Below are 19362 nucleotides of genomic sequence, written 5' to 3' on the forward strand. Positions count from 1 at the left end.
AATGCATGAAGAAGTACTACATTTGCGCGGCGTTGACGGCGGCCGGCCTGGCCAGCCCCCTGGCCGCCCGGGCCGACGTAGCCGCCTTGTCCGGCACCGAGGTCCAGATCTACGGCGTGGTCGACGCCGGCGTGGCCGTCACGAACGTGTCCGGCGTGGGCAGCCGCAGCGGCATGCTCAATGGCGGCCTGACGGATTCGCTGTGGGGCCTGCGGGGCAGGGAAGACCTGGGAGACGGCTGGAGCGCGCGCTTCCAGCTGGAAAACGGCTTCGATCCATCCACGGGACGGCAGGCCGATGACCGCAGCCTGTTCAACTATGGCGCCTGGGTCGGGCTGGGGCATGACGATCTGGGCGAGCTGCGCCTGGGCCGCCAGTACACCGTGGGCAAGACCTATGGCAACGCGCTGGAGATCGCGTCCTGGAAGGAAATGGGCATGGGCGCCACCTTCAAGGCCTCGGACAACTACCAGTTCAGCAACCTGGTGAACTACTACACGCCGGAGTGGCAGGGCTGGCAGGCCGGGATCGGCTATTCCTTCGATGCCGACGCGCAGGGGAAATTCCGCACCAACGCCAACAACCGCGCGCTGAGCCTGGGCCTGAAGTACGAGGATGGCCCGCTGCTTGCCGTGGCGACCTGGGACCAGATGAGACTGGCCCAGCCGCTCCAGGGCGTTCAGGGCCGGCCGCAGGCGCTGCAGCTGGGCGCCTCCTATGACTTCGAGGTGCTGAAGGTGTCGGCGGCCTGGTCGCGCCAGCGCAACGGCTACGTCGGCCTGGACGGCGGCGATCCGGACAACCTGGGACAGAACCTCGGGCCCGCCGCCTTCGCGGCCGGCGGCACGGTCAACGCCTGGCTGCTTGGCGTGAGCGTGCCGCTTGGGCGAGGCACCGTGCTGGCCCAATGGTCGCTGGCCAAGCCGGACTGGCAATGGGCCGATGGCATGACCGCGCGCAAGGCGCAGCTGATGACGCTGGGGTATACCTACGCGTTGTCGAAGCGCACCACGGTCTATGCATTCGCCGGCTATGCGTCGAACTACACGCTGGACAACCAGTTCGACCCCGGCAATTCCCATACCACCCGCTACGCCATGGGCGTGACGCACCGTTTCTGATGCCGGGAGGGACGCTCCTTCGGGCGTCCACTACAATCGGCGGTGAGCAGCGGCCCGGCGCCTGGCGCCGGGCCGGCCTTTCCCCGCGGTCTTCCGGATGGCATGCATGGACAGTCTTGAGTGGCTCGTACCCTGGGAGTTCTCTCCCACGCTGGTGGCTTCGTTCATCGTGGCCATCGTGCTGTTCGTGCGCGGCCAACGGGTGCATCACGTGACGCTGGCGCGCCAGGTGTACTTCTGGTCGGGGATGGTGCTGCTGTACCTGTCCATGCATACCCGGCTCGACTACTACGCCGAGCGCATGTTCTTCATCCATCGCGCCCAGCACCTGGTGCTGCATCACCTGGGGCCGCTACTGGTGATGGCGGCCTTTCCCGGACAGGTCATGCGCGCCGGGCTGCCGATGGCCTGGCGCCTGCGGCTGCGCGACTTCCTGCGCACCGGCCTGGGCCGCGCCACGGTGGCGGTGCTGACCAACAAGATCTTCGTGCCCGCGCTGTTCGTGTTCCTGGTGCTGGTCTGGCTGCTGCCGTCGGTGCAGTTCTATTCCATGCTGGACTGGCGCCTGTACCGGCTGATGAACTGGTCGGTGGTGATCAGCGGTTTCATGTACTGGAACCTGATCCTGGACCGGCGTCCCAGCCCGCCGGCGGCCATGTCGCCAGGCGGCCGCGTGATTTCGCCCATCATCACCATGGCGCCGCAGATGGTGGCGGGGGCCGTCATCGCCTTCTCCGAAAGCGACCTCTATCCCTTGTTCGAACTGTGCGGCCGCGCCGTCGCCATGTCGGCGCAGACCGACCAGACCATCGGCGGCCTGACCATGTGGATTCCGGCCGCGCTGGTGGAGGTGGTGGGCTTGATGGTGGCGCTGGGCACCCTGATGCGCCTGTCCGCCAAGGGTCGGCTGCGCAAGGCCGATCGCGATGCGCGGGCGCGGGCCAAGGCCCGCGCCGTCTCGGCCTGATCCGGCCATTCAGCGGAATCAGTCCGTTTCGTCCCGAACCGGCGGTGGCCTACTCCGGAATCAGCCCGTGGTACTTGCGTCCCAGCGCCACGGTGGCCTGGAACATGCCGGCCTTGCTGCCGCAGTCGTAGCGCGTGCCGTCGTAGCGGTGCGCATAGACCGCGCGCTCGCGCATCAGCGACGCGATGCCGTCGGTCAGCTGGATTTCGTTGCCGGCGCCCATCTTGGTCGAGCGCAGGTGATCGAAAATGGCCGCTTCCAGCACATAGCGGCCCACCACCGCCAGCGTGGATGGGGCGGCCGCCGGATCGGGTTTTTCAACGATATGCGTGACGCGCTCGGTGCGGCCGTTGGCGCGGGCGTCGCCGTCCTGGGTCGCGACGATGCCGTACTTGCGGGTGTCTTCGCGCGGCACGTCCTGCACCCCCAGCACGCTGGCGTTCTGCGCGACGGCGATGTCGACCAGCTGCTTCATGGCGGGCGTGTCGGCGTCGATCAGGTCGTCGGCCAGCAGCACGGCGAAGGGCTCGTCGCCCACGGCCGGCGCCGCCGACAGCACGGCGTGTCCCAGGCCCAGCGGGGCCGATTGGCGAATGTAAAGGCAGTTCACATGGGCGGGTAGAATGCCACGCACCATGGCCAGCAGCTCGTGCTTGCCCTTGCTTTCCAGGTCGGATTCGAGTTCAGGGGCGGAATCGAAATGATCCTCGATGGCCCGCTTGTTGCGCCCGGTGACGAAAATCAGGTCCGTGATGCCGGCGGCCACGGCTTCTTCCACCGCGTACTGGATCAGGGGCTTGTCGACGACGGGCAGCATTTCCTTGGGCATCGCCTTGGTCGCGGGCAGAAAACGGGTGCCCATGCCGGCAACGGGAAAAACGGCTTTACGGACGGGACGCATTGAAACCTCGCATGGGGAAACGGTGAAACATTTTAAGCTGATCGCTATCATAGGCTTATGAAACGCAGGAACATGTCCTCCATTTGCTCGATTGCGAAACAAGGCGTCAGCGCGGCGCTCAGCGCTGCGCTGGTCTTACAGGCCCTGCCGCTGGCGGCCCATGCCCAGCCCGTCGGGCTGCCTTCCATGGGCGCGGCGTCGTCGGCCGAGCTTTCCCCGATGCTGGAACGCAGCCTGGGCGAGGCCATCATGTCGCAAGGGCGGCGCGACCCCACCTATGTGGACGACACCGAGCTGAGCCAGTACCTGACCACCATGGGACGCAAGCTGGCCGCGTATTCGCCGGGCGCCGTGCCCGAAGTGGAAATGTTCGGCGTGCGGGATCCCGAGATCAATGCGTTCGCCATGCCTGGCGGCTTCATCGGCGTGAATACCGGACTGATCGTCGCCTCGGCCAGCGAGTCCGAGCTGGCCGCCGTGCTGGCGCACGAAATCGGCCACGTGGTGCAGCGCCATATCGCCCGTGGCATGACCCAGCAGAACCAGAACAGCATGGTGATGCTGGCCAGCCTGGCCGGCGCGCTGCTGGCGGCGCTGGCTGGCGGTGGCGGCAATCTGGCGATGGGCGTGGCCGCGTTCGGCCAGGCCGCCGCCATCAACCGCCAGCTGGGTTTTTCGCGCGATGCCGAGCGCGAGGCCGACCGCGCCGGTTTCCAGATGCTGACCAAGGCGGGCTACGACCCGCAGGGCATGTCCGACATGTTCGGACGGCTGATGAACGCCTCGCGCCTGAACGAGGGCATGGGCGGCGGTTCCTGGGCCAGCACGCACCCGCTGTCCATCGAGCGCATGTCCGACGTGCAAAATCGGGCGCGCTCGCAGCCGCCGACGCGGCACGTGGACAGCGATGATTTCTGGTACATCCGCGCCAAGATGCGCGTGGTGCAGGGGCGCGACGCGGTCAGCCTGCGCTCGGCCGCGCAGCAGCTGCAGGACGAGGCCCGGGCGCTGTCCGGCGTGCGCAAGTCGGCGGCCTACTATGGCCTGGCCTTGCAGGCCCTGCAGCGCAACAGCCTGGCCGAGGCGGAGCGCAACTGGACCCTGGCCTCGGAAGACGGACGGTCGTCGCCGCAGCTGGCCAAGCTGAGCGTGGATATCGCGCTGGCCCGCAAGGACAATGCCCGCGCGCTGGAGCTGGCGCAGGCCGCGTCCAAGCGCTGGCCTGACCGGCGCGCGCTGGGCATCGCCTATGCCCAGGCGCTGCAGAATAGTGGCCGCCACGCCGAGGCCCAGGACTACCTGCGCGGCAAGATCCGGCAATGGGGCGCGGACGAACCCAGCCTCTATCAGATGCTGGCGCAGAGCCAGGAACGCACCGGCAAGCCGGTGCAGGCGCGCCGCGACATGGCCCGCTACTACACGCAGATCGGCGCTTTCGCCGCGGCGGAGTCTCAGTTGCAGCAGGCGCGCGGGATGTCTTCCGACTTCTACGAGCAGTCGCAGATCGACGTGCAGATCAAGGAAGTCAGGGACAAGCTCGCCGAAGAACGGCAGCTGCTGGAGCGATTCAAATCCGGCTAGAGGCCGGTTTCGAAGAAGCGGCCCAGGCGCTGGGGCAGCCAGTTCAGGTGCGCCGGAAAGGCGCCGGTCGGGAAACCGGCGTGGCCGCCGTCGGCGGGCTGGTGCAGCAGCACGTTGGCCGAGCATTCCTCGGGCTTGGGCAGGGCGCTGGCCGGGATGAACGGATCGTTCAGCGCGTTCAGCACCAGCGTGGGCGCGGTGATCCGCGGCAGCCAGGGCTTGCTGGAGGCGCGCGTCCAGTAGTCCAGCGCGTTGCGGAACCCATGCATGGGCGCGGTATAGGCGTCGTCGAAGTCGCGCAGGTCGCGCGCGTGCGCGATGCGCATCACGTCGATGGCGCCCGGGTAGCGATGCGCCTTTTCAAGCACCTTGTTCTTGAGCGTCTTGAGGAAATGCCCGGTGTAGATCTTCCGGTTGAAGAGGCCGGTGGACAGGGTCTTGCCGCAGGCCACCAGGTCCAGCGGCACCGAGACGCCGGCGCAGGCCGTCAGCCAGGACGTGTCCTCATGGTGCTCGCCCAGGTACTTGAGCAGCGCGTTGCCGCCCAGCGACACGCCCACGGCATGCCAGCGGGCGTGCGGGATGCGGCTGCGCACGGTCTCCAGCAGGAAACCGACCTCGGCCGAGTCGCCGGAATAGTAGGCGCGCGCCAGGCGGTTGGGCGTGCCGGAGCAGCCGCGAAAATGGGCGATGGCCACGATCCAGCCGCGCGCCCGGAAATGATGCGCGATCGACTGCGCGTAGCGGCTGTTGCTGCCGCCTTCCAGTCCGTGGAACAGCACTAGCGCCGGCGTGTCAGGTGTGTGCGGCAGGGATTTCCAGTCCGCGTCGGTCATCCAGCGGGCGGCGGCGGTCCTGCCGTTGGCGACCGGACGCTGGCCGCTCACGGGCGCGCCGTCGGCGGCCTTGTGCGGAAAGAGGCCCGGCCCGGTCCAGTCGAAGTCCACGAAGTCCGTGTCCGGCGTTTCCACGCGGTCGCGCACGAAGGCGATGCGATGGTATTGCGCGAACAGGGCGGCGTAGACGGTTTGGCTGTCGCCTCCGGGCAGCCACGAGGGAACAGGGCAGGGCGTTGTGTCAAAACGAGCAGCGGCCAACAAAAATCCACCCGGTCTCTAGTGCAGCATGTCGGGTACGTCGTGCAAGTCGAGCACACCCGCTTCGGTGGGGGCGGGCGAGGCATGGTGCATGACCATGCGCCAGCCGGTGGGCCCCTTGTGATAGATGTTCGTCGCGTAGCAGTTGGCGAACTGCGTGCCTTCGCGCGTGCGCACCGCCACCTGTTCCACCAGCACGTGCACCGCGCACATCATGCTCTGCATGACCAGCGGGCGCAGAGGGCGGATGTGCAGCGGGCCGTTGGCCAGCACCTGCTGCCAGGATTCGTGCACCGCCGAGTGGCCCACGATGCGCAGGCCGCCCGGATGGATGCAGACGATTTCCTCGTCGTCCGCCCAGACTTGCATCAAGCGGACGCAGTCCGCCTGTTCCAGGGCTTCGTAGAACGCGTGCTCGGCTTCGTCTGGCGTGGCGAACATAGGTCGTGGCGGTTGGCGTGAGGAAGAAGGGCGCGGCCGGCTCTCAGTGGTGGCCGTGCAGCACCGTGCCCGGCTTCAGACGGTATTCGGCGCCACAGTAGGCGCAGCGGGCCGAACCGGTGCGGGCCACGTCGAGGAAGACGCGGGGGTGCATGCTCCACAGCGGAGCCTTGGGGCCGGGACAGAAGACGGGCAGGTCTTCGGCGCCGACTTCGATCACTTCGTGTTGTGCGCTGGAGACGGCGGCCGGGGAAGCGGCGGTCATGGGTATTCCTGAAATAAAAGAACCGTGGGACGGCTGGGTGGGTGGTAATGATGCGGCCTTGCGGGAAATTAACAAGGCCGCGCGAATCAGATTTTGCTCAGCCAGTGATGGTACTTCGGGTTGCGGCCATGCACCACGTCGAAGTAGGCCTTCTGCAGCGCTTCGGTAACCGGGCCGCGGCTGCCGGCGCCGATCTTGCGGTTGTCGACCTCGCGGATCGGGGTGACTTCCGCGGCGGTGCCGGTGAAGAAAGCCTCGTCGGCGATGTAGACGTCGTCCCGGGTCAGCCGCTTGGTCACGACGCGCAGGCCCAGGTCGGCGGCCAGCGCATGGATGGTGGAGCGGGTGATGCCGGTCAGGGCCGAGGCGATTTCCGGCTCGCAGAGCACGCCGTCCTTGACCAGGAACAGGTTTTCGCCCGAGCCCTCGGCCACGAAGCCGTCGGTGTCCAGCAGCAGGGCTTCGTCGTAGCCGTCCTGCAGGGCCTCGGTATTGGCCAGGATCGAGTTGGCGTAGGTGGTCGCGACCTTGGCGCGCGGCATCGTCACGTTGACGTGCTGGCGGGCAAAGGAGGAAACCTTGACGCGGATGCCCTGGGACAGCGCTTCCTCGCCCAGGTAGGCGCCCCAGGGCCAGGCGGCGATGGCCACGTGCACGCGGGCACCCTTGGGCGACACGCCCATCTTCTCGGGGCCGTAGAAGACCAGGGGGCGCAGGTAGCAGGACTTGAGCTGGTTCTCGCGCACGACCTGGCGCTGCGCCTCGTTGACCGTGTCCGGGTCGAAGGGCATGGGGATCTGGTAGATGTGCGCCGAGTTGAACAGGCGCCTGGTGTGGTCCTGCAGGCGGAAGATGGCCGTGCCGAGCTCGCCGTCGTAGGCGCGCACGCCCTCGAATACCGACAGGCCGTAGTGCAGGGAGTGCGTCAGGACGTGCGTCGTCGCGTCACGCCACGGCACCAGCTTGCCGTCGTACCAGATGAAACCGTCACGATCCGCCATCGACATGGTCTGCTCCCATCTTAGTGCGCGCCGTTTTCGCCCGGAAGCGCTTTTGACGCCGCGCGGCGGTCGGCGCCGCACGATAGCTCCGACTTGGGCCGGCGGGCGTCCCGCGCGATGACGGGAGGCCGCAAGCGGCGCTCGCGGAAGTGCGTCATTGTATCAAGCAGCGAGGTTACAATACGCCTCGTTCGCGCCTGGATCCGCCGCCGCGCGGACGCGACTTCAGGCGGGCCGCCGCCGCTTTCCATCCCTTAGAGCAGTCATGTCGTCCTGTCCGAATCGCCAGGGGCCAGCCATTGTCCTCTGAACCAGCGCTTCCTTCAGCGCAAACTGAAGACCCCCGCCTCGTGCGGCAAGAACGCGTCGCCGCCTTCCGCGCCGGCGTCCAGGCCATCGTGCCGGCCCTGATCGCCACCGCGACCTGGGGCCTGGTCACCGGGGTGGCCATGGTCAAGTCGGGCCTCACCGAATCCATGGCCCTGGCCATGACGCTGCTGCTGTACGCCGGTTCGGCGCAGCTGACCTCGCTGCCGCTTATCGCCACCGGCGCGCCGTTGTGGCTGATCTTCGCCGCCGGCTGCGTGGTCAACCTGCGCTTCCTCATTTTTGGCGCCGCGCTGCAGCCCTATTTCCGCCACCTGTCCTGGCCCAAGCGCCTGGGGCTGGGTTACTTCACCACCGACATGGGCTTCGTGCTGTTCATGCCGCGTTTCGGCGACGCGGCCGAACGCGGCACCCGCGAGCAGCTCTGGTACTTCATCGGCACCGTGGCGCCGGGCTGGCTGGTGTGGCAGACCTCGTCCATCGTGGGCATTTACCTGGGCACCATGGTGCCCGCGACCTGGTCGCTGGATTTCGCCGCCGTGCTGGCGCTGCTGGCCATCACCGTGCCGTTGGCCAATTCCAAGCCCATGCTGGTGTCGATGCTGGCGGCCGGACTGGTCGCCTGGGTCGGGCAGACCCTGCCGCTGCGGCTGGGCCTGGCAGCGGCCGTGATCACCGGCGTGGTCGCCGGCATGTGGGCCGAACGTTTCTTCAAGGCGCGCACATGACGCTCTGGCCCTCCGAGATCTATGTCTATTGCGCGATCCTGCTGCTGACCGTGTGCAGCGTGATCACGCGCGCCGGCTTCATGCTGTTCGGCGATTATGTTCCGCTGTCCGACAACGTGCGGCGGGCCCTGCGCTATGCGCCGGCGGCCGCCTTGACGGCCATCGTGGTGCCCGACCTGCTGCCCTGGAAAGCAGGGCTGGGGCCGGTGTTCGATTACAAGCTGGTGGCGGGCGTGCTGGCGGTGCTGGTGTTCCTGCGCACGCGCAGCGCGGTGCTGGTCATCATCGTCGGCATGCTGGTCCTTTGGGGGCTGCGCTGGCTGGCGGGCTGAGTCCTCCGAAGCGGAATTCGTCCGATTGGTCGCTTACTGTCCATCAGGTGGACGATTTTGCCTGATCGGAGCTACCCGCCGCGCCGGTTTTCCAGTCGCTCCGGGCATTCGGCGACCTGCTTTGCGCGTGCGCCGGGCCGGCTGCGCTAAAATTCGAGTTATCCACAGCAATCCGGGCCTGGTACTGCCCTCATAAGTATCGAAACCAGAATGCGCCGCCTGGCCTGCAAGGCAGGATGCGGATCGCTCGCGGCGCCTTGCGCGCCGCGGCAATTCGCGCGTGGCCGCGCGAGCGTGGCGCGTGTTCCGGTTGTCCCGATGCGTATGCACGGCAGTGCCCATGCACTCTCGTTTTGTTCTTTTTCACTGGTCCCGGTATCTGCCTAACCCTGATGACTGACTCCACTCAATCCGTAGCACCCGCCGCCGAGGCCCCCGCGCCTTCGTTTGCCGATTTCGGCCTGCATCCCCTGCTGCTGCAGTCCATCGCCGAAACCGGCTACACCAAGCCCACGCCGATCCAGGCGCAAGCGATTCCGGTCGTGGTCGAGGGGCGCGACGTCATGGGCGCCGCTCAAACCGGCACCGGCAAGACCGCCGCGTTCACCGTGCCCATCCTGCACCGCCTGATGCCGCTGGCCAACGCCAGCGCTTCGCCCGCGCGGCACCCGGTGCGCGCGCTGATCCTCACGCCCACGCGCGAACTGGCGGACCAGGTGTACGAAAGCGTCAAGCGCTACAGCAAGCAGACGCCGCTGCGTTCGGCCGTGGTGTTCGGCGGCGTGGACATCGGTCCGCAGCGCGAAGCGCTGCGCCGTGGCTGCGAAATCCTGGTCGCCACGCCGGGCCGCCTGCTGGATCACGTGGAACAGAAGAACGTGAACCTGGGTCAGGTCGGCATCCTGGTGCTGGACGAGGCCGATCGCATGCTGGACATGGGCTTCCTGCCCGACCTGGAGCGCATCATCCGCCTGCTGCCCGCGCAGCGCCAGGGCCTGCTGTTCTCGGCCACCTTCAGCAACGAAATCCGCAAGCTGGGCCGCTCGTACCTGAACCAGCCGGTCGAGATCGAGGTCGCCGCCCGCAACGCCACCGCCAACACCATCACGCAGATCGCCTACAAGATGTCGGGCGACAACAAGCGCGCGGCCGTGGTGCACCTGGTGAAGTCGCGCGGCCTGAAGCAGGTCATCGTGTTCTCCAACACCAAGATCGGCACCGCCCGCCTGGCCCGCCAGCTCGAACGCGATGGTGTGAAGGCCGAATCCATCCACGGCGACAAGACCCAGGCTGACCGCATGAAGGCGCTGGAAGCCTTCAAGGCCGGCGATCTGGAAGTGCTGGTGGCCACCGACGTGGCCGCGCGCGGCCTGGACGTGGCCGGCGTGCCTTGCGTCATCAACTACGACCTGCCGTACAACGCCGAAGACTACGTGCACCGTATCGGCCGTACCGGCCGCGCGGGCGCGTCGGGCGAAGCCATCGCGCTGTTCACGGCGGAAGAAGAGCGCTTCCTGCTCGACATCGAGAAGCTGATCAAGCGCGAAGTGCCGCGCGGTACGCTGGACGTGCCCGCCGACCTGATCGCCCGCAGCCATGGCCGTGGCGAGGAGCGCGGCTCGCCGCGCGAGGGTCGCGAAGGACGCGATCGTGGCGATCGCGGCCGTTCGTCCGAGCGTGGATCCGAGCGCCGCTCGTCGTATTCCGCGCCGCGCCAGCCCGTGGACGATTTCTTCCTCAAGCCCTACGAGCCGTCGGCCGCCGGGCCCGCCCCCGAAAAGGACGCGCCAGTCAAGTCGAACGGCGCCAAGCGCCAGGTCGCCGTGCTGCTCGGCGGCAGCCGCAAGCCCTGAGGCGGGGCGTCGGCGGATTCCGACGTCCGTCAGCCGGTTCAGCTTGCGACCCGCGCGGTTGATCGGGCTGGCCACAAGAAAAGGCGCCTCGCGGGCGCCTTTTTCATGTGGCCGGTCTCAGGCCGTCAGTTCAGGCCGTCAGCAGCGCTGGCAGGTCGGGCAGGCCGGTCGTGATGGCGGCGCTGCCTGCGTCCAGGCTGGCAAGCAGGCGTTCGAGATGGCCGATGTGCGGCAGCATCGGACCGTAGAACAGCACGCGGTCGCCGAGCTGGACCAGCAGGGTGGGGAAGTTCTCGACTTCCTCGTCGCCGAGCAGTTCGGCGTGCTCCTCGATATCGATCCAGGCGAACACGCGCTCGGGCATGGCCTCGGCCAGCGCCAGCAGCTTGGGCTTGTACTGCTCGCAGGTGTCGCACCAGGCGGCGCAGAAACAGGCGATGAGCCAGGTGTCGGGCGCCGCGCCCAGGCGCGTGCGCAGAGCGGCAAGATCGGTACCGGGAACGAGTAGGGGCATACGAGCGAAGCTAGGCGGGTTTGACCTATCATACCCGGGATGCTCATCACCATTTGCCCGCCTCATGACCGCCTTGCGCACCGACTTTGACACGCCTCAGCCTGGCCGCTTTTCCCGCAGCGCCGCTGGAGTTGGACTGGCCTTCAAGCGGGCGCTCGTGTCGCAGTGCCATCCGACCATGCTGTTCGCGGTGCTGCTGCCATTCCTGATCGCCCTGGTCGGCGCCCTGTTGCTGCTCTGGCTGTTCTGGACGCCGCTCACGGACTGGCTGCGCATGGAGGCGTCGCACTGGGACTTCGTCAACCGCACCGACGAGTGGCTGGTGGCGATGGGGCTGTTCTCGCTGAAGATCTACCTGGCTCCGGTGGTTGCCGCGGCCATCCTGCTGCCCGTTTCAGGCATCCTGGGCCTGGCCATCGCCGCCGTGTTCGTGATGCCGCTGGTGCTGCGCCACGTGGGGCATCGGGAATACGCCGGACTCGCCTTGCAAGGCAGGCATTCCACGGCGGTCAGCGTCTGGAACGCCGTGTGGGTGTCGGCCGCCTTCGCCGCCGGCTGGTTGCTGACGCTGCCGCTGTGGCTGGTGCCGCCCATGGCCTTGATCCTGCCGGTTTTCTGGTGGGCCTTCGCGTTTTCGCGCATGATGCGCGTGGACGCCATCGTCGAGCATGCCAGCCCGGCCGAGCGCCGCCTGCTGATCCAGCGCCACAACGGCGGTTTCTGGGTCATCGGCCTGATTTGTTCGCTGCTGAACCTGCTGCCGCCGGCGTGGATCATCCTGCCGGTGTTCTCGGCCCTGGTCAATGCGCACTACGGGCTCGAGGCGCTCAAACGCCTGCGCGAAGAGCGCGTCATCGACGTCTGAGCGCGGCGCGCGATCTTCACATCATTCGATCCTCACACCTGGAACTGGACATGGCCGCAGAACCCGCCGCCCGCCGTATTGGCCTGATCATCGTCGGAGACGAAATCCTGTCGGGGCGCCGACAGGACAAGCACTTCTCCAAAGTCGTCGAACTGCTGTCCGCGCGTGGCATGCAGCTGGGCTGGGCGGAGTTCCTGCCCGATGATCGCGATGCGCTGACGGCCGCCTATCGACGCAGCTTCGCCTCCGGCGATGTGGTGCTGTCCTGCGGCGGCATCGGCGGCACGCCGGACGACCATACCCGCCAGGCGGCGGCGGCCGCGCTGGACCTGCCGCTGGCGCTGCATCCCGAAGCGGAGGAAGCCATTGCGCTGCGCACCGCCGAGATGGCGGCCAAGGGGCAGGGCACGGCCGACATGAGCACGCCCGAGAACCAGCAGCGCCTGCAGATGGGCGTGTTCCCGCAAGGCTGCGAGATCGTGCCGAATCCCTACAACCGCATTCCCGGCTTCTTCATCCGCGACCACTCGTTCGTTCCGGGCTTTCCCGTCATGGCCTGGCCCATGCTCGAATGGACGCTGGACACGCGCTATCGTGCAATGCAGCATCAGCGCAGCCATGTCGAGCATTCCTTCCTGGTTTTCCGCATGCCGGAGTCTCGCATCACGCCGGCGATGCAGACCGTCGAATCGCGCTGGCCGGGTGTACGGGCGTTCAGCCTGCCCAGCGTGGGCGAGGCTGGCGGCGCGCCGCATATCGACCTGGGCGTGAAGGGCGAACCCGAGGCCGCCGCGCAAGCCTTGGCTTTCCTCAGGGCCGAGGTCTTGCGGCTGGGCGGCAAGCTGGAGCCGCCGGCCGCGGCCTGAGCTTGACGAAGGGCTGAATAAAATGGGGGCGACCCTTTTTATTCAGTTCAAAAAACCCATTGCCAAATGCCCCGGTAAATTTCACAATACGGGAAAGAACTGTTTGCTGCGTTGCCGCAAGGCCGGTCTCTTTCGGCGGCGCGGCCATAAGCCACCAACTCCTTCCTATGTCCCGTCTCCCGACACCCCGCAACGCCCTGGACGCCGATAGTGACGGCGCCGCTAGCCATCCCATCGCCATACAAGTCATCGACCGCGCCATGCGGCTGCTTGATGCGCTGGCCGCCCAGCCCGACCCCGTCACGCTGAAAGAGCTGTCGGCCACGACCGGGCTGCACGCGTCCACGGCGCACCGGATCCTCAACGACCTGGTGGTGGGCCGCTACGTCGAGCGGGTGGACAACGGCCTGTACCAGCTGGGCATGCGCCTGCTGGAACTGGGGTCGCTGGTCAAGGGACGGCTCAACGTGCGCGAGGCGGCGGTGTCGGCGATGCGCTCGCTGCACAAGCTCACGGGCCAGACCATCAACCTGTCGGTGCAGCAGGGCGACGAGATCGTCTACATCGAGCGGGCCTGGAGCGAGCGTTCCGGCATGCAGGTGGTGCGCGCCATCGGCGGCCGCGCGCCGCTGCACCTGACGTCCACCGGCAAGCTGTTCCTGTCCACCGGCGACACCCGCCAGGTCCGCGCCTACGCGCTGCGCACCGGATTGGCCGGGCACACGCGCAACAGCCTGACCGACCTGGAGCGCCTGGAGCGCGAACTGGCCCTGGTGCGTCGCCACGGTTACGCGCGCGACAACGAGGAACTGGAGCTGGGCGTGCGCTGCATCGCCGCCGGCATCTTCGACGATACCGGCAAGCTGGTGGCGGGGCTGTCGATCTCGGCGCCGGCCGAGCGCCTGCAGGATGAATGGATCAAGTCGCTGGTGGATACCGCCGCCAGCATTTCCGAGGCGCTGGGCTACGAACCGCCGGTCTCGGGCGGCGCCAATGGACTGAGTCTGCAGGCCGAGACATTGCGCGGCTGAGCCTGCGCGGCAGGCTTGCCGCGCCTTCAAGAGCGTCTGCCCCGGCGCGAATCAGCGGCCTGCAAAAAAGCCCCCTTTCCTGCGAAAGGGGGCTTTCTTTTGGCGGGTGACGCGGCTTATTGCTGCTCGACGCCCGCCTTCTTGAACAGCTCGGCCCACTGCGGCACCTGCTGCTTGACCTTGGCGTCCAGCGCCTGCGGGGTGGCGTCGCTGGTCAGCACCGTGGCGCCCAGCTGCTTCATGCGGTCCTGGAACTTGGGGTCGGCCAGACCGGCCTGCAGGCTTTTGATGAGCTTGTCGACCACGGGCTTGGGCGTGCCCTTCGGCACCCACATGCCATGCCAGATGCCGACCTCGAATCCCTTGAAGCCGGATTCGTCCATGGTGGGCAGCTTGGACAGCGTGGGCACGCGTTGCAGGCTGGTGACGGCGTAGGCCTTGACCGAGCCGGCATTGATCTGCTGGGTGGTGTTGGTGGTCTGGTCGCAGAGCAGATCCACCTGTTTGCCGAGCAGATCGTTCATCGCCGGGGCCGTGCCCTTGTAGGGGATGGTCAGCAGTTGCACGCCCAGGGCTTCGACCAGCATGGTGCCGCACAGATGGCTGGCGGCGCCGATGCCGGCGTTGGCCAGCGAGACCTTGTCCTTGTTCTTTTTGACGTACTCGGCCAGCTCCTGGATGTTGTTGGGCGGGAAGTCGGAACGGGCGATGATGGTCATCGGCACATCGACCACCAGGCCGATGGGCTCGAAGCTCTTGTAAGGATCGTAGCCGGGGTTCTTGTACAGCGAGGGGGCGGTCGAGAAGCCCGCGTGCATCAGCAGCACCGAGTAGCCGTCAGGCTGGGCGCGCGCCACCTGGGTGGTGCCGATGGTGCCACCGGCCCCGCCCTTGTTTTCGACCACGACAGTCTGGCCCAGCGTCGGACGCATGGCTTCGGCGAGCGAGCGCGCCACGTTGTCCGTCGGCCCGCCTGCGGCGAAAGGCACCACCATGTTGATGGCGCGTTCCGGATATTCCGCCTGGGCGGCGCCGGCCGTAACCATGGCAGCGGCCGCGAGCAGGGCCGAAAGCGTGCGGGGGATGAGGGTCATGGAGTCTCCGTTGCAGGTTTTTTCTTGCTGCGTATTTCTTTATAAGTCGCTGACTATTAGTAGGGTTCTGTATGTCATCAGCGTGCAAACAGTGTAGAAAAGAATTGATACGCCGTCATGTCCGGTATTTCCCGAGTCATGGGAAAAGCTTGTGCTGGATCAAACCGGGACACAGGCGTGCACTGTTAAAGTGCAAATGGTTGTTGCGTTGCACAAAATTTGCTTGACAAGTTTTTTTCGGTCTCTAGAATGTCAATTGTGCAGTGCATCAAACGCGCCGGCGGTAGCTTGTAGTACCAGTTTCCGCGCACGTTCCATCTCGTCGCAGACACCATCCTGATTTGCCGGGTATTCCGGCTGAACACCTAGGAGCATTCTATGAGCGCCATTCCGCAACAAGTTCTGGACCGCCAAAAGGCCAGCGTCAATACTTTCGTCGCCGCCCAGGCCGTCGTTTTCTCCGGCTTCGAAAAGCTGGTCGAGCTGAACCTGAAGGTCGTCAAGGCCACCCTGGACGAAGTCGCCCAGAAGTCGCAGCAAGCCGCTGAAGTCAAGGATCCGCAGGAAGCCGCCGCGTTCGCCACCGGCCTGCTGCAACCGGGCGCCGAAAAGGCCCTGGCCTACAGCAAGCACGTGTACGATATCGTCGCCGGCGTGCAAGGCAAGCTGGTCAAGCTGACCGAAGAGCAGATCGCCGAAGGCCAGCAGCAGCTGAGCGAAGCCGTCGAGCACTTCTCGAAGAACGCCCCGACCGGCTCGGAAAGCGCCGTCGCCCTGATCAAGTCCTCGCTGGCCACCGCGACCAGCGCCTACGATTCGCTGACCAAGGCCGCCAAGCAGGCCGCCGAAGTCGCCGAGTCGAACCTGAATGCCGCCGCCAACGCGACCTTCAAGGCTGCCTCGGATGCCGCCGATGCCGCCACCAAGGTTGCCAGCCGCAGCCGTCGCAGCGCCTGAGTCTTTTCAGGCGCGCGCCTGGTGCGCAAACCGCAGTAATGTAGTACTGTTGAGTGACAGAGCAGAGCTGGAATTAGGGCCACCCATCGGGTGGCCCCTTTTTTTGCCTGCGATTTGCGTGCCTTCGGCCCAAGAGAGGGGCGAGGCCCCGGCCCGTGCAGGCCGGGATCGCGGGTCGCTCAGCGCGCGCCGGCGACCGCCTTGACGCATTCGCCCACCAGCGCCGGGCCGCGATAGATCAGGCCGGTGTAGAGCTGCACCGCGTCGGCGCCGGCCTGCATCTTTTCCTGGGCCGCTTTGCCGGACAGCACGCCGCCCACGCCGATGATGGCCATGCGGCTTCCCAACTGTTCCTTCAGGCGCCGGATCACCGCCAGCGACAGCTCGTGCACGGGCGCACCCGACAGGCCGCCCGCTTCCTCGGCGTGGGCCATGCCCGCGACCGCATCGCGCGACAGCGTGGTGTTGGTGGCGATGACGCCATCGATGCCGTGGCGCGGCAGCGTGTCGGCGATGGCGTCGATCTGCTCCTGGGTCAGGTCCGGGGCGATCTTCACGGCCATCGGCACGCGGCGCTGATGCTGGTCCTCGAGCGCCTTGCGCTTGTCGGCCAGCTGGGCCAGCAGCGCTGACAGCTCGTCGCCGCCCTGCAGCGCGCGCAGGTTCTTGGTGTTGGGCGAGGAAATATTGACCGTCACGTAGTCGGCGTGCGGATACACGCCTGCCAGGCCGATCAGGTAATCGTCGGCGGCGCGCTCGATGGGCGTGTCGGCGTTCTTGCCGATGTTCAGCCCCAGGATGCCGCCCTGTTTGCGCCACTGGCTGCGCTGTACGTTGGCGAGAAAGGCGTCCAGGCCCTGGTTGTTGAAGCCCAACCGGTTGATCAGCGCATTGGCGCGCGGCAGGCGGAACATGCGCGGCTTGGGGTTGCCGGGCTGCGCGCGCGGGGTCACGGTGCCGACCTCGATGAAGCCGAAACCCAGGTTGCCGAGCGCGTCGATGTAGGCGCCGTTCTTGTCCAGCCCCGCGGCCAGGCCGATGGGATTGGCCAGCCGCATGCCCATCAGCGTGGTCGGCGCCTGCGGCTGCGCGTGCAGCAGCTTGCGCGTGGCACCGCACTCATAGGCGCGTTGCAGCCCGGACAAGGTGACTTCGTGGGCGGTTTCCGCGTCCATGGCAAACAGCGCCGGGCGGGCCAGGGGATAGGCGTGGAAGAGGATAGACATGAGGCGGGATTGTAATTTGTCTTGAGGCGGCCCGTCCGCCGCCGCCGCTCAGGCCGTCGGCGCCGGCGGGCCGTCCCGCCATTGCCCGTCCACCAGGAACTGCGCGGGGTGGAAGCTGGCCTTGTAGGACATCTTGCGGCTTTCGGCGATCCAATAGCCCAGGTACAGCCAGGGCAGGTTGAGCGTGCGGCACTGCTCGATCTGCCAAAGGATGCTGTAGGTGCCGAGGCTGCCGGGCACGTCCGGATCGTAGAAGGTGTAGACCGAGGACAGGCCGTCGTCCAGCACGTCAATGATGGACACCATCACCAGCGCGCCCGCGGGATCGCGGAATTCCACCAGCCGCGTGTTGACGCGGCTGGTGAGCAGGAACTGTGCATACTGGGTGCGGCTGTCCTCGTCCATGCCGCCGCCGGGATGGCGGCCCTGCTGGTAGCGCGTGTACAGGCGGTAATGCTCGGGCGACCAGGCCAGCTCGGCCACGAAGGACTGCAGCGGCTGGTGGTCGCGCCAGGCGCGGCGCTGGCTGCGGTTGGGTGCGAAGGCCGCGGCGTCCACGCGCACCGGCACACAGGCCTGGCAGTTGTCGCAATGGGGACGGTAGGTGAACAGGCCGCTGCGGCGAAAGCCCTGCTCGACGAGCTGGGAATACGTGCCGGCGTTGATCAGGTGGCCGGGCGCAGCCACTTGCGACCGGGCCTGGCGACCCGGCAGATAGCTGCAAGGGTAGGGAGCGGTCGCGTAGAACTGCAGCGTGGAGAAGGGTAATTCTTTTAGCTGGCTCATGGGATGCCCGGGATGCGCGGGCGGGCCCGCGTGGGACGGCTACATATTAACGCTTAAGCGGCGGATTCCGGCTCGTCCTTGCGGGCGAGCGGATGCAGCATGCCGGCGCTGTCCAGCCAGCCGGGCGTCCAGGCCAGCGACGGCTGCGCGGTGGCGGCGCGCACGTGTTGCAGGAACTTCGAACGCGCGATCGGGCGGGCGCCCAGGCTGGCCAGGTGGTGGGTCTGCTGCTGGCAGTCGATCAGCGCCACGCCTTGCGCCGTCAGGTGTCGCACCAGGTAGGCCAGGGCGATCTTGGAGGCGTCGGTGCTGCGGGTGAACATGGATTCGCCGTAGAACATGCGCCCCAGGCTGATCCCGTACAGGCCGCCGGCCAGTTCGCCGTCGATCCAGGTTTCGATGCTGTGTACGACGCCGGCCTGATGCCAGGCCAGGTAGGCTTCCTGCATCGCGGCGGTGATCCAGGTGCCGGGCTGCCCGTCGCGCGGCGCCGCGCATTGGCGCATGACCTCGGCGAAGGCCGTGTCCACGCGCACCTGCACGCGCGGCGTGGCCGCGTGCTCGTCGCGCGCGATCTGGCGCAGCAGCTTGCGCAGCGAGTGCGAGGGCGAGAAATGCGCGCACTCCAGCACCATGCGCGGATCCGGGCTCCACCACAGCACGGGCTCGCCTTCCGAGTACCAGGGGAAGATGCCGCTGGAATAGGCCTGGGTCAGGCGCTGCACCGACAGGTCGGCGCCGGCCGCGAGCAGGCCGTCCGGTTCCGTCAGCGCGAACTCCGCGGGCGGAAACGGCGTGTCTGCGGCGAGCCAGGGCAGCTTCAACGGTGCGATTCTAGGGTGTAGTGATGCGGGCCGAAGGCGCCATGCTTGCGGTCTTCGAAGTAGCGGCGCAGGGTGCTGGACACCGTGCGGAAGGCCAGATCGTCCCACGGGATCTCGGCCTCGTCGTAGTAGCGCGCTTCCAGGCTTTCGGGGCCGGGATCCAGCTCGGGGCCCAGCGCCTGCGCCAGGTAGAACACATGCACCTGCTCGATCTGCGGCACGTCGATGATGGTGTAGATCTCGCCCAGTTCGATGCGGGCGCCGGATTCCTCCAGCGTTTCGCGCGCCGCGCCCTGCGCGGTGCTTTCGCCGAGTTCCATGAAGCCCGCCGGCAGCGTCCAGGTGTTGTAGCGCGGCTCGATCGCGCGCCGGCACAGCAGCACGCGGTTTTCCCAGACCGGAACCGTGCCGACCACCAGCCGGGGATTCTGGTAGTGAATCGCGCCGCAATGGTCGCAGATGTCGCGCTCGCGGTTGTCGCCTTCGGGCACGCGGCGGTTCACCGGCGAACCGCATTGGCTGCAGAAGCGCGCCCGGCGCGGCGCGGGGAAATATTCGATGGGCGATTTTGCGGTCATGGACAGG

21 protein-coding genes are annotated in these 19362 nt (G+C 67.0%); 10 read left to right on the top strand and 11 right to left on the bottom strand.

Annotated features, from left to right (window positions below; translation table 11 throughout):
• Nucleotides 1-5 precede the first annotated feature (5 nt).
• A complete protein-coding gene (locus tag C2U31_RS09820) occupies nt 6-1121 on the top strand; it encodes a porin (protein WP_103272680.1) in 1116 nt (371 codons plus the stop codon).
• A gap of 97 nt (nt 1122-1218) precedes the next feature.
• The gene (locus C2U31_RS09825; RefSeq protein WP_103272681.1) at nt 1219-2088 is read left to right on the top strand and encodes a cytochrome c oxidase assembly protein; all 870 of its coding nucleotides are present in this window, start codon (nt 1219-1221) and stop codon (nt 2086-2088) included.
• 49 nt (nt 2089-2137) lie between these two features.
• Here C2U31_RS09825 and galU read toward each other — a convergent pair whose 3' ends face one another.
• On the bottom strand, nt 2138-2989 hold the full coding sequence (gene galU / locus C2U31_RS09830; RefSeq protein WP_103272682.1) for a UTP--glucose-1-phosphate uridylyltransferase GalU: 852 nt from the start codon (nt 2987-2989) through the stop codon (nt 2138-2140).
• A 72-nt stretch (nt 2990-3061) separates the two neighbouring features.
• Here galU and C2U31_RS09835 point away from each other — a divergent pair, with 72 nt between their 5' ends.
• Nucleotides 3062-4570 carry a M48 family metalloprotease gene (locus C2U31_RS09835; protein WP_369869759.1) on the top strand — a complete coding sequence of 503 codons (1509 nt, stop codon included), beginning with the start codon at nt 3062-3064 and terminating at the stop codon, nt 4568-4570.
• On the opposite strand, the gene C2U31_RS09840 is transcribed toward C2U31_RS09835, so the two are convergent.
• From C2U31_RS09840 to C2U31_RS09855, 4 genes are all read right to left on the bottom strand, one after another.
• Complete coding sequence (locus tag C2U31_RS09840) at nt 4567-5667, bottom strand: YheT family hydrolase (protein ID WP_103272684.1); 1101 nt, start codon at nt 5665-5667, stop codon at nt 4567-4569. The two genes, C2U31_RS09835 and C2U31_RS09840, sit on opposite strands and share 4 nt — an antisense overlap.
• A gap of 18 nt (nt 5668-5685) precedes the next feature.
• Complete coding sequence (locus tag C2U31_RS09845) at nt 5686-6108, bottom strand: nuclear transport factor 2 family protein (protein WP_103272685.1); 423 nt, start codon at nt 6106-6108, stop codon at nt 5686-5688.
• A gap of 43 nt (nt 6109-6151) precedes the next feature.
• Nucleotides 6152-6373 (bottom strand): zinc-finger domain-containing protein, encoded by a 222-nt coding sequence (locus tag C2U31_RS09850; protein WP_103272686.1) that lies wholly within the window; start codon nt 6371-6373, stop codon nt 6152-6154.
• An 86-nt stretch (nt 6374-6459) separates the two neighbouring features.
• Nucleotides 6460-7380, bottom strand: coding sequence for a branched-chain amino acid transaminase (locus tag C2U31_RS09855; RefSeq protein ID WP_103272687.1), 921 nt, complete (start codon nt 7378-7380; stop codon nt 6460-6462).
• Between the two features lie 344 nt (nt 7381-7724).
• On the opposite strand from C2U31_RS09855, the gene C2U31_RS09860 reads away from it, so the two are divergent.
• The 3 genes from C2U31_RS09860 to C2U31_RS09870 all read left to right on the top strand — a co-directional run bounded on the left by C2U31_RS09860 (nt 7725) and on the right by C2U31_RS09870 (nt 10614).
• Nucleotides 7725-8429: an AzlC family ABC transporter permease gene (locus C2U31_RS09860; RefSeq protein ID WP_103272688.1), complete on the top strand. Its 705-nt coding sequence runs from the start codon at nt 7725-7727 to the stop codon at nt 8427-8429.
• Nucleotides 8426-8761 carry an AzlD domain-containing protein gene (locus C2U31_RS09865; RefSeq protein ID WP_103272689.1) on the top strand — a complete coding sequence of 112 codons (336 nt, stop codon included), beginning with the start codon at nt 8426-8428 and terminating at the stop codon, nt 8759-8761. Before C2U31_RS09860 ends, C2U31_RS09865 begins: the two co-directional genes overlap by 4 nt.
• Before the next feature lie 392 nt (nt 8762-9153).
• Nucleotides 9154-10614: a DEAD/DEAH box helicase gene (locus tag C2U31_RS09870; RefSeq protein WP_103272690.1), complete on the top strand. Its 1461-nt coding sequence runs from the start codon at nt 9154-9156 to the stop codon at nt 10612-10614.
• A 130-nt stretch (nt 10615-10744) separates the two neighbouring features.
• Here C2U31_RS09870 and C2U31_RS09875 read toward each other — a convergent pair whose 3' ends face one another.
• Nucleotides 10745-11128: a thioredoxin family protein gene (locus C2U31_RS09875; RefSeq protein ID WP_103272691.1), complete on the bottom strand. Its 384-nt coding sequence runs from the start codon at nt 11126-11128 to the stop codon at nt 10745-10747.
• Between the two features lie 64 nt (nt 11129-11192).
• Here C2U31_RS09875 and C2U31_RS09880 point away from each other — a divergent pair, with 64 nt between their 5' ends.
• The 3 genes from C2U31_RS09880 to C2U31_RS09890 all read left to right on the top strand — a co-directional run bounded on the left by C2U31_RS09880 (nt 11193) and on the right by C2U31_RS09890 (nt 13890).
• Entirely contained in the window at nt 11193-11993 is an 801-nt protein-coding gene (locus C2U31_RS09880) for an EI24 domain-containing protein (RefSeq protein WP_103272692.1), read from the top strand.
• 50 nt (nt 11994-12043) lie between these two features.
• Nucleotides 12044-12859, top strand: coding sequence for a molybdopterin-binding protein (locus C2U31_RS09885; protein WP_103272693.1), 816 nt, complete (start codon nt 12044-12046; stop codon nt 12857-12859).
• Between the two features lie 167 nt (nt 12860-13026).
• Entirely contained in the window at nt 13027-13890 is an 864-nt protein-coding gene (locus C2U31_RS09890; protein ID WP_103272694.1) for an IclR family transcriptional regulator, read from the top strand.
• Nucleotides 13891-14006: 116 nt separating this feature from the next.
• Here C2U31_RS09890 and C2U31_RS09895 read toward each other — a convergent pair whose 3' ends face one another.
• Nucleotides 14007-14984, bottom strand: a complete 978-nt coding sequence (locus C2U31_RS09895) for a tripartite tricarboxylate transporter substrate binding protein BugD (protein ID WP_103272695.1) — start codon at nt 14982-14984, stop codon at nt 14007-14009.
• Nucleotides 14985-15362: 378 nt separating this feature from the next.
• Here C2U31_RS09895 and phaP point away from each other — a divergent pair, with 378 nt between their 5' ends.
• Nucleotides 15363-15941: a TIGR01841 family phasin gene (gene phaP / locus C2U31_RS09900; RefSeq protein WP_103272696.1), complete on the top strand. Its 579-nt coding sequence runs from the start codon at nt 15363-15365 to the stop codon at nt 15939-15941.
• Nucleotides 15942-16120: 179 nt separating this feature from the next.
• Here phaP and C2U31_RS09905 read toward each other — a convergent pair whose 3' ends face one another.
• From C2U31_RS09905 to C2U31_RS09920, 4 genes are read right to left on the bottom strand one after another with little or no spacing between them, the layout of a single operon-like run.
• Nucleotides 16121-17167, bottom strand: coding sequence for a quinone-dependent dihydroorotate dehydrogenase (locus C2U31_RS09905; RefSeq protein WP_103272697.1), 1047 nt, complete (start codon nt 17165-17167; stop codon nt 16121-16123).
• A 48-nt stretch (nt 17168-17215) separates the two neighbouring features.
• On the bottom strand, nt 17216-17953 hold the full coding sequence (locus C2U31_RS09910) for an arginyltransferase (protein ID WP_103272698.1): 738 nt from the start codon (nt 17951-17953) through the stop codon (nt 17216-17218).
• Nucleotides 17954-18006: 53 nt separating this feature from the next.
• Complete coding sequence (gene aat, locus C2U31_RS09915) at nt 18007-18777, bottom strand: leucyl/phenylalanyl-tRNA--protein transferase (protein ID WP_103272699.1); 771 nt, start codon at nt 18775-18777, stop codon at nt 18007-18009.
• Nucleotides 18774-19355 carry an NUDIX hydrolase gene (locus C2U31_RS09920; protein WP_103272700.1) on the bottom strand — a complete coding sequence of 194 codons (582 nt, stop codon included), beginning with the start codon at nt 19353-19355 and terminating at the stop codon, nt 18774-18776. Before C2U31_RS09920 ends, aat begins: the two co-directional genes overlap by 4 nt.
• Nucleotides 19356-19362 lie beyond the last annotated feature (7 nt).

This window comes from Achromobacter sp. AONIH1 (genome assembly GCF_002902905.1).
In the GTDB taxonomy this organism is placed as follows: Bacteria; Pseudomonadota; Gammaproteobacteria; order Burkholderiales; family Burkholderiaceae_B; genus Achromobacter.

Bases quoted from the DNA above. Each gene is read 5' to 3' on its own strand.
- C2U31_RS09820 (WP_103272680.1), top strand. From the start codon at position 6: ATGAAGAAGTACTACATTTGCGCGGCGTTGACGGCGGCCGGCCTGGCC.
- C2U31_RS09825 (WP_103272681.1), top strand. From the start codon at position 1,219: ATGGCATGCATGGACAGTCTTGAGTGGCTCGTACCCTGGGAGTTCTCT.
- galU (WP_103272682.1), bottom strand. From the start codon at position 2,989: ATGCGTCCCGTCCGTAAAGCCGTTTTTCCCGTTGCCGGCATGGGCACC.
- C2U31_RS09835 (WP_369869759.1), top strand. From the start codon at position 3,062: ATGTCCTCCATTTGCTCGATTGCGAAACAAGGCGTCAGCGCGGCGCTC.
- C2U31_RS09845 (WP_103272685.1), bottom strand. From the start codon at position 6,108: ATGTTCGCCACGCCAGACGAAGCCGAGCACGCGTTCTACGAAGCCCTG.
- C2U31_RS09850 (WP_103272686.1), bottom strand. From the start codon at position 6,373: ATGACCGCCGCTTCCCCGGCCGCCGTCTCCAGCGCACAACACGAAGTG.
- C2U31_RS09855 (WP_103272687.1), bottom strand. From the start codon at position 7,380: ATGTCGATGGCGGATCGTGACGGTTTCATCTGGTACGACGGCAAGCTG.
- C2U31_RS09865 (WP_103272689.1), top strand. From the start codon at position 8,426: ATGACGCTCTGGCCCTCCGAGATCTATGTCTATTGCGCGATCCTGCTG.
- C2U31_RS09870 (WP_103272690.1), top strand. From the start codon at position 9,154: ATGACTGACTCCACTCAATCCGTAGCACCCGCCGCCGAGGCCCCCGCG.
- C2U31_RS09875 (WP_103272691.1), bottom strand. From the start codon at position 11,128: ATGCCCCTACTCGTTCCCGGTACCGATCTTGCCGCTCTGCGCACGCGC.
- C2U31_RS09880 (WP_103272692.1), top strand. From the start codon at position 11,193: ATGACCGCCTTGCGCACCGACTTTGACACGCCTCAGCCTGGCCGCTTT.
- C2U31_RS09885 (WP_103272693.1), top strand. From the start codon at position 12,044: ATGGCCGCAGAACCCGCCGCCCGCCGTATTGGCCTGATCATCGTCGGA.
- C2U31_RS09890 (WP_103272694.1), top strand. From the start codon at position 13,027: ATGTCCCGTCTCCCGACACCCCGCAACGCCCTGGACGCCGATAGTGAC.
- C2U31_RS09895 (WP_103272695.1), bottom strand. From the start codon at position 14,984: ATGACCCTCATCCCCCGCACGCTTTCGGCCCTGCTCGCGGCCGCTGCC.
- phaP (WP_103272696.1), top strand. From the start codon at position 15,363: ATGAGCGCCATTCCGCAACAAGTTCTGGACCGCCAAAAGGCCAGCGTC.
- C2U31_RS09905 (WP_103272697.1), bottom strand. From the start codon at position 17,167: ATGTCTATCCTCTTCCACGCCTATCCCCTGGCCCGCCCGGCGCTGTTT.
- C2U31_RS09910 (WP_103272698.1), bottom strand. From the start codon at position 17,953: ATGAGCCAGCTAAAAGAATTACCCTTCTCCACGCTGCAGTTCTACGCG.
- C2U31_RS09920 (WP_103272700.1), bottom strand. From the start codon at position 19,355: ATGACCGCAAAATCGCCCATCGAATATTTCCCCGCGCCGCGCCGGGCG.